This is a genomic window from Burkholderia sp. KCJ3K979, assembly GCF_016759955.1.
Taxonomy (GTDB): domain Bacteria; phylum Pseudomonadota; class Gammaproteobacteria; order Burkholderiales; family Burkholderiaceae; genus Burkholderia; species Burkholderia orbicola.
The window spans coordinates 1-7,604 of the sequence record NZ_JACFYV010000280.1 but is presented as its reverse complement, the minus strand read 5'-3'; the positions used below and the strand labels follow the sequence as shown (position 1 = coordinate 7,604).

The window sequence follows — 7,604 nt, the reverse complement described above, 5'->3', positions numbered from 1 at the left end:
AGCACAACGTGCGCTCGCACGTCGTGTGTCCGGGCTTCGTGCGCACGCCGCTGGTCGACAAGCAGATTCCGGAGCAGGCGAAGGAGCTCGGCATCAGCGAAGAGGAAGTGATCAAGAAGGTGATGCTGGGCAACACGGTCGACGGCGTGTTCACGACGGTGCAGGACGTCGCGCAGACGGTGCTGTTCCTGTCGGCGTTCCCGAGCGCCGCGCTCACGGGCCAGTCGGTGGTCGTCAGCCACGGCTGGTTCATGCAGTAACGCGGGTGCGGGCGGTGTCGCCGCCCGCCGCGCTGGATTGGACGGCACAAAAAAACGCGCTCCATGGAGCGCGTTTTTCATGTCGGCAGGGCAGGGCGGTGACGGTTGCCGCCCCGGCACGGCTTTACTTCAGGACCGCTGCGACCGCATTGGCGACCGCGTCGAGGTTGCGCGTGTTCAGCGCGGCGACGCAGATTCGGCCGGTGCCGACCGCATAGATGCCGAACTCGTCGCGCAGGCGATCGACTTGTGCCGAGGTCAGGCCCGAATACGAGAACATCCCGCGCTGCGCGTTGATGAAGCTGAAATCGCGATCGACGCCGCTTGCCTTCAGGCGCTCGACGAGACCATTGCGCATCGCGCGGATGCGATCGCGCATTTCGCCGAGTTCCTGCACCCACGAAGCGTGCAGTTCCGGCGATGCGAGCACGGCTGCGACCACCGCGCCGCCGTGGGTCGGCGGGTTCGAGTAGTTCGTGCGGATCACGCGCTTCAGTTGCGACAGCACGCGCGTGGCTTCTTCCTTGCTCGACGTGATGATCGACAGCGCGCCGACACGCTCGCCGTACAGCGAGAACGACTTCGAGAACGACGACGACACGAACGCGTTCAGGTCGGCTGCGGCAAACAGGCGCACGGCGGCGGCATCGGCTTCGATGTTCTCGCCGAAGCCCTGGTAGGCCATGTCGAGGAACGGCACGAGGTTGCGCGCCTTCACGACGTCGACGACCTGTTGCCATTGCGCTTCGGTGAGATCCACGCCGGTCGGGTTGTGGCAGCACGCGTGCAGCACGACGACCGTGCCGGCCGCGTAGCCGTTCAGCGCCGACAGCATGCCTTCGAAGTTCACGCCGTTCGTGGCCGCATCGTAATACGGGTACGCGACGACTTCGAAGCCGGCCGCTTCGAACAGCGCGCGGTGGTTTTCCCAGCTGGGATCGCTGATCGCGACCTTCACGTTCGGATTCAGGGTGCGCAGGAAATCGGCGCCGATCTTCAGCGCGCCCGTGCCGCCCAGTGCCTGGGCCGTGACCACGCGGCCCGCCGCGATCAGCGGCGAGTCGTTGCCGAGCAGCAGCTTCTGCACGGCCGCATCGTAGGCGGCGATCCCGTCGATCGGCAGGTAGCCGCGCGGCAGGCCGGCCTCGACACGTGCCTTCTCCGCGTCGCGCACCGCGCGCAGCAGCGGAATCTTGCCGTCTTCGTTCGTGTACACACCGACGCCGAGGTTGACCTTGGTCGGACGCGCATCGGCGTTGAAGGCTTCGTTCAGGCCCAGGATCGGGTCGCGGGGAGCAAGCTGGACAGCGGAGAAGAGCGACATGATGATTCGGCAGTAGTGAAAAGAGGGTCAGGCTTTCAGCCGGCGGGGCGGGCGCATGGACCGCGCCCACGGCGCGACGCCGGGAAGCGCAGCAGCCTGACATTGTAGCGAATTCGTGGTGGCAGGGGCGGTGATTCCGTCGCGATTCGGGCGGCGAATCGCGATTCGGGGCGGCCGTTCCGCGTCAGGAGCCGACAGCAGTTCGCGCGGCCGTGAAGCGCTAGAATGCTTTCTTTGCCCTTGCTCCGGCCGCATTCCATGTCCGAACATCATGCCGAAGTCGGCGACGCGCTCGACGAATCCAAATTCGTCACTTTCGAAGGGTCGCCGTTCCAGCTTTACCAGCCCTATCCGCCCGCGGGCGACCAGCCGACCGCGATCGATACGCTCGTCGAAGGCGTCGGCGACGGCCTTGCCTTCCAGACGCTGCTCGGCGTAACCGGTTCGGGCAAGACCTTCACGATGGCCAACACGATCGCGCGGCTCGGCCGCCCGGCGATCGTGTTCGCGCCGAACAAGACGCTCGCGGCCCAGCTTTACGCGGAGTTTCGCGAGTTCTTCCCGCGCAACGCGGTCGAGTATTTCGTGTCGTACTACGACTACTACCAGCCTGAGGCCTACGTGCCGCAGCGCGACCTGTTCATCGAGAAGGATTCGTCGATCAACGAGCACATCGAGCAGATGCGGCTGTCGGCGACGAAGAGCCTGATGGAGCGTCGCGACGTGGTGATCGTCGCGACGGTGTCGGCGATCTACGGTATCGGCAATCCGTCCGAATACCACCAGATGATCCTGACGCTGCGCGCCGGCGACAAGCTCGGCCAGCGCGACGTGATCGCGCGATTGATCGCGATGCAATACACGCGCAACGAGCAGGACTTCCAGCGCGGCACGTTCCGCGTGCGCGGCGACACGATCGACATCTTCCCGGCCGAACACGCGGAAATGGCCGTGCGCGTCGAGCTGTTCGACGACGAAGTCGAGACGCTGCAGCTGTTCGACCCGCTGACCGGGCGCGTGCGGCAGAAGATTCCGCGTTTCACCGTGTACCCGTCGTCGCACTACGTGACGCCGCGCGATACCGTGATGCGCGCGGTCGAGACGATCAAGGACGAACTGCGCGAACGGCTCGAGTTCTTCCATCGCGACGGCAAGCTCGTCGAGGCGCAGCGCCTCGAGCAGCGCACGCGCTTCGATCTCGAAATGCTGCAGGAGCTCGGCTTCTGCAAGGGCATCGAGAACTATTCGCGGCATTTCTCGGGCGCGGCGCCCGGCGATCCGCCGCCGACGCTCGTCGACTACCTGCCGCCCGACGCGCTGATGCTGCTCGACGAATCGCACGTGCTGATCGGCCAGCTGAACGGCATGTACAACGGTGACCGCGCGCGCAAGGAAAACCTCGTCAATTACGGGTTCCGCCTGCCGTCGGCGCTCGACAACCGGCCGCTGAAGTTCCCCGAGTTCGAGCGCAAGATGCGCCAGGTCGTGTTCGTGTCGGCCACGCCGGCCGACTACGAGAAGCGCGTGACGGGGCAGATCGCCGAGCAGGTCGTGCGACCGACCGGCCTCGTCGATCCGGAAATCGAAGTGCGCCCGGCGAGCTCGCAGGTCGACGACGTGCTGACCGAGATCAACGCGCGCGTGAAGGCCGGCGAGCGCGTGCTGATCACCGTGCTGACGAAGCGCATGGCCGAACAGCTGACCGAGTTCCTGGCCGATCATGGCGTCAAGGTGCGTTACCTGCACAGCGACATCGATACGGTCGAGCGCGTCGAGATCATCCGCGACCTGCGGCTCGGCACGTTCGACGTGCTGGTCGGGATCAACCTGCTGCGCGAGGGCCTCGACATTCCCGAAGTGTCGCTCGTCGCGATCCTCGACGCGGACAAGGAAGGCTTCCTGCGCGCCGAGCGCTCGCTGATCCAGACGATCGGCCGCGCCGCGCGGAACGTGAACGGCAAGGCGATCCTCTACGCGGACAACATGACCGAGTCGATGAAGCGCGCGATCGGCGAAACCGAGCGGCGCCGCGCGAAGCAGATCGCCTACAACGAAAAGATGGGCATCACGCCGCGCGGCGTCGTGAAGCGCATCAAGGACATCATCGACGGTGTCTACAACGCCGACGACGTGCGTGCGGAGCTGAAGGAGGCGCAACAGCGCGCGAAATTCGAGGACATGTCGGAAAAGCAGCTCGCGAAGGAAATCAAGCGTCTCGAGAAGCAAATGGCCGACTACGCGAAGAACCTCGAATTCGAGAAGGCCGCCGCAACCCGCGACCAGCTTGCCGTGCTGCGCGAACGCGTGTTCGGCGCGAACGTCGGCGACCACATCAGCGGCGGCCGGTAACTCTTTCCAAGCGTCACCGAATCTTTTGGTAAAGCGCCTGTAAGCCTTGTCGGATCAGGGGTTGACGGCGCTCTCCGTTTGTTCCGAAACAGGTTCGGTGCTAAACTCCACATGTATTGAGAATAGTTCGCATTAACGTTCTTCGTCGCGTTAGTGTTTCCAGCGGGCGGCCCCGGCGGCGGCTCGCATGTCGTCAAGATAGTCAGACAAATAACAAGGAGTGTCCATGTTGGGTTCTTCGTTCATCCGCACGACGGTTGCGGTAGCGGCGGCGCTTGCCGCGATGTCGGCCTCGGCTGCCGAGTATCCGATCGGCAAGCAGCAGATCCAGGGCGGCATGGAAATCGGCGCGGTGTATCTGCAGCCGATCACGATGGACCCGGAAGGCATGATGCGCAAGGCGTCGGATTCCGACATTCACCTCGAGGCCGACATCCACGCGGTCAAGAACAACCCGACCGGTTTCGCGGAAGGCGACTGGATGCCGTACCTGCAGGTCACGTACAAGCTGACGAAGCAGGGCGACACGAAGTGGAAGGCCGAAGGCGACCTGATGGGCATGGTCGCGAGCGACGGCCCGCACTACGGCGACAACGTGAAGCTCGCCGGCCCGGGCAAGTATCACCTGACGATGGTCGTCAAGCCGCCGATGCAGTCGGGTCACATGGCGTTCGGTCGCCACGTCGACAAGGAAACGGGCGTGGGCCCGTGGTTCAAGCCCATCACGCTCGAGTACGACTTCCCGTTCGCCGGTATCGGCAAGAAGGGCGGTTACTGATCGGTGGCATCACGAACGGCGCGCTTCGGCGCGCCGTCGGCGTAGAGAACCCAGAATGAAAATTCCCCAGAAAATCGTTGCCGCGGCCGCTGCGCTGTGGCTTGCCGGCGCGGCGCATGCAGCCGATCTGCCGACGTTCAAGCTCGAGATGACGGATGGCAAGCTGAATCCTGCCCGCATCGAAGTGCCGGCCGGCCAGCGTTTCAAGATCGAGATCCGGAACACCGGCAAGGGCGCTGCCGAATTCGAGAGCGTGCAGTTGCGCAAGGAGAAGGTGCTCGCGCCGGGCGCCGATTCGTTCGTGGTCGTCGCCCCGCTGTCGCCGGGCGAATACAAGTTTTTCGACGATTTCCACCAGCAGGCACAGGGCGTGATCGTCGCGAAGTAACGCGTTTTATCTGCGTGCGGGCGCACCAGTCCCTTGCGCCGCGCGTCAGGAGGTATCGATGGGTCAGATCTTGTTCATCGTCTGGCGGGAGAGCGTCGAAGCGCTGCTCGTCGTCGGCATTCTCTATGCATGGCTGAAAAACGGCGACGACGACGCGCGCCGCGGCCTGCCTTTCCTCTGGGCCGGTGTCGGCGTCGGCCTGCTGATGGCCGTCGGCCTCGGCGCCGCGCTGGTCGGGTTCACCGAAGTGCTGTCCGGCGACGCGCAGGACTATTTCCAGACGGCGATGGTGCTGATCGCCTGCGTGCTGATCGTGCAGATGGTGCTGTGGATGCGCCGGCACGGCCGCACGCTCAAGCGCGACATGGAGCAGTCGCTGCAGCAAAGCACGCGCGATTCGAACTGGTGGGGCGTCGCCGTGCTGGTCGCGCTCGCGATCGCGCGCGAAGGCAGCGAGACGGTGATCTTCCTGTACGGCCTCGGTTTCGGCCAGTCGGGCCACGTCGACGGCAGCCAGATGCTCGCGGTCGTGATCGGCCTCGGCCTCGCGTTTCTCACGTTCTATCTGCTGCAGCTCGGCGGCAAGTACTTCTCGTGGCGGCATTTCTTCCGCGTCACCGAAGTGATGCTGCTGTTCCTCGGCGCGGGCCTGTTCCAGACCGGCGTCGACAAGCTGATCGACAAGGAAATCCTGCCGCTCGGCATCTCGCAGCTGTGGGATACGTCCGCGATCCTCGATGATTCGGGCACGTTCGGTTCGCTCGTCGCGACGCTGACCGGCTATCGCGCACACCCGGCGCTGACCAACCTGGTGGCCTATGCGGTGTACTGGGCGGTCGTCTGGTTGTTGATGAAGCGCGCGAGCCGCCGTCCGGCCGTTGCAGCGGGTCGCGCGGCATGAGCGTTGTCGCCGCCGTCAAGCCGGGCTGGCTCGCGCAGGCGGGCCAGTGGATGCAGCGCCACGGTGCGCTGATCCGCGGTATCCAGTGGATCGTCGTCGCCGTCTACGCGTTCCTGATCATCGTGCCGGCCGTGTTGCCGCTGCCGGACGATTCCGCGCATCTGTGGAACAACCTCACGCTCATCGCGCAATTCGCGTTCTGGGGCATCTGGTGGCCGTTCGTGCTGCTGTCGATGGTGATGCTCGGCCGCGTGTGGTGCGGCGTGCTGTGCCCGGAGGGCGCGCTCACGGAATATGCGAGCAAGTTCGGCCGTGGCGGCCCGATTCCGCGCTGGATCCGGTGGGGCGGCTGGCCGTTCGTCGCGTTCGGCATCACGACGATCTACGGGCAGATGGTCAGCGTGTACCAGTACCCGCTCGCGGTGCTGTTCGTGCTCGGCGGCTCGACCGTCGGCGCGATCGTGATCGGCGTGCTGTACGGCCGCGAGAAACGCGTGTGGTGCAAGTACCTGTGTCCGGTCAACGGCGTGTTCGGGCTGCTCGCGCGGCTCGCGCCGATGCGCTACAAGGTCGACGAGGATGCGTGGCGCCGTTCGTACAAGAACGGCGAGCACGGCCATCGCGTGATTCCGATCAACTGCGCGCCGCTCGTGCCGTTGCGCAACATGAAGGGCGCGGCGGACTGCCATATGTGCGGCCGCTGCAGCGGGCACCGCGACGCGATTTCGCTGTCGCTGCGCTCGCCGTCCGACGAAGTCGTGAACCTCGGTGCAGAGCGGGCCAACCCGTGGGACACCGCACTGATCCTGTACGGCCTGCTCGGCGTGGCGATCGGCGCGTTCCACTGGACCGTCAGCCCGTGGTTCGTGCAGATCAAGCAATGGCTCGCGGGCTGGTTGATCGACCACGACATCACGTGGCCGCTCGAGACCAATGCACCGTGGTTTCTGCTCACGCACTACCCGGACCGCAACGACGTATTCTCCTGGCTCGATGGCGGGCTGGTCGTCAGCTACATCGTCGGCACGGGGCTCGTGTACGGCACGGCGCTGCTGGTGTTGCTGGCCGGCGCGACGCTGATGCTCGGCCGCTTCGATCGCGTGCGCCTGCATCACCTCGCCCAGGCGTTGATCCCGATCGCGGGGGCGGGCGTGTTCCTCGGATTGTCGGCCACGACGCTGTCGTTGCTGCGCGCCGAGCATGTGCCGCTCGGCTGGGCAACCGATGTGCGCATCGCGATTCTGGTCGGCGCCAACATATGGAGTGCGTGGCTCGCGTGGAAGGTGACGGGGCGCTATGCGGCGTGGCCGCGCCGGCTCGCGGCATTCGCATGGTTCGCCGTCGGGCTGGCGGTCGTCGACAGCGCATGGTGGTTGATGTTCTGGGGGTTCTGAAGCGGCTCGCATGCCGCTTCCTTTAGCCGTCGTGCATTGATAGCCGACCTACACACGGGTGGCACGCTTCGCGCATTGGCTGCCCAAACAAAATCTATGGTCAGCCCGATTTTTGCAAGCGAGGCAGTGTTGACCTAAAGTGGACTTGCTCGAATCTATCCGGGGTCGTGGATGGAGTGATCCAGCCCCATGATGGGAGCCGCGCCGGGC

General features: G+C 65.1%; 7 protein-coding genes. 6 read left to right on the top strand and 1 reads right to left on the bottom strand.

The annotated features are described in order from the left end of the window. The coding region (locus H3O04_RS32375) for an SDR family oxidoreductase (RefSeq protein ID WP_155625475.1) at nt 1-260 on the top strand (260 nt) is incomplete at its 5' end. A gap of 124 nt (nt 261-384) precedes the next feature. Here H3O04_RS32375 and H3O04_RS32370 read toward each other — a convergent pair. Then, on the bottom strand, nt 385-1,584 hold the full coding sequence (locus H3O04_RS32370) for an amino acid aminotransferase (protein WP_006478300.1): 1,200 nt from the start codon (nt 1,582-1,584) through the stop codon (nt 385-387). Nucleotides 1,585-1,842: 258 nt separating this feature from the next. Between H3O04_RS32370 and uvrB the strand changes: the two genes are divergently transcribed. From uvrB to H3O04_RS32345, 5 genes are all read left to right on the top strand, one after another. Beyond that, on the top strand, nt 1,843-3,933 hold the full coding sequence (uvrB, locus tag H3O04_RS32365) for an excinuclease ABC subunit UvrB (protein ID WP_041489526.1): 2,091 nt from the start codon (nt 1,843-1,845) through the stop codon (nt 3,931-3,933). Between the two features lie 226 nt (nt 3,934-4,159). Continuing rightward, on the top strand, nt 4,160-4,711 hold the full coding sequence (locus H3O04_RS32360; protein WP_006483880.1) for an iron transporter: 552 nt from the start codon (nt 4,160-4,162) through the stop codon (nt 4,709-4,711). A 55-nt stretch (nt 4,712-4,766) separates the two neighbouring features. Then, on the top strand, nt 4,767-5,099 hold the full coding sequence (locus tag H3O04_RS32355) for a cupredoxin domain-containing protein (protein ID WP_006478303.1): 333 nt from the start codon (nt 4,767-4,769) through the stop codon (nt 5,097-5,099). Between the two features lie 58 nt (nt 5,100-5,157). Beyond that, nucleotides 5,158-6,000: an FTR1 family iron permease gene (locus H3O04_RS32350; protein WP_011549394.1), complete on the top strand. Its 843-nt coding sequence runs from the start codon at nt 5,158-5,160 to the stop codon at nt 5,998-6,000. Beyond that, nucleotides 5,997-7,394, top strand: a complete 1,398-nt coding sequence (locus H3O04_RS32345; protein ID WP_202589236.1) for a 4Fe-4S binding protein — start codon at nt 5,997-5,999, stop codon at nt 7,392-7,394. Before H3O04_RS32350 ends, H3O04_RS32345 begins: the two co-directional genes overlap by 4 nt. The last annotated feature ends 210 nt before the right edge of the window (nt 7,395-7,604 follow it).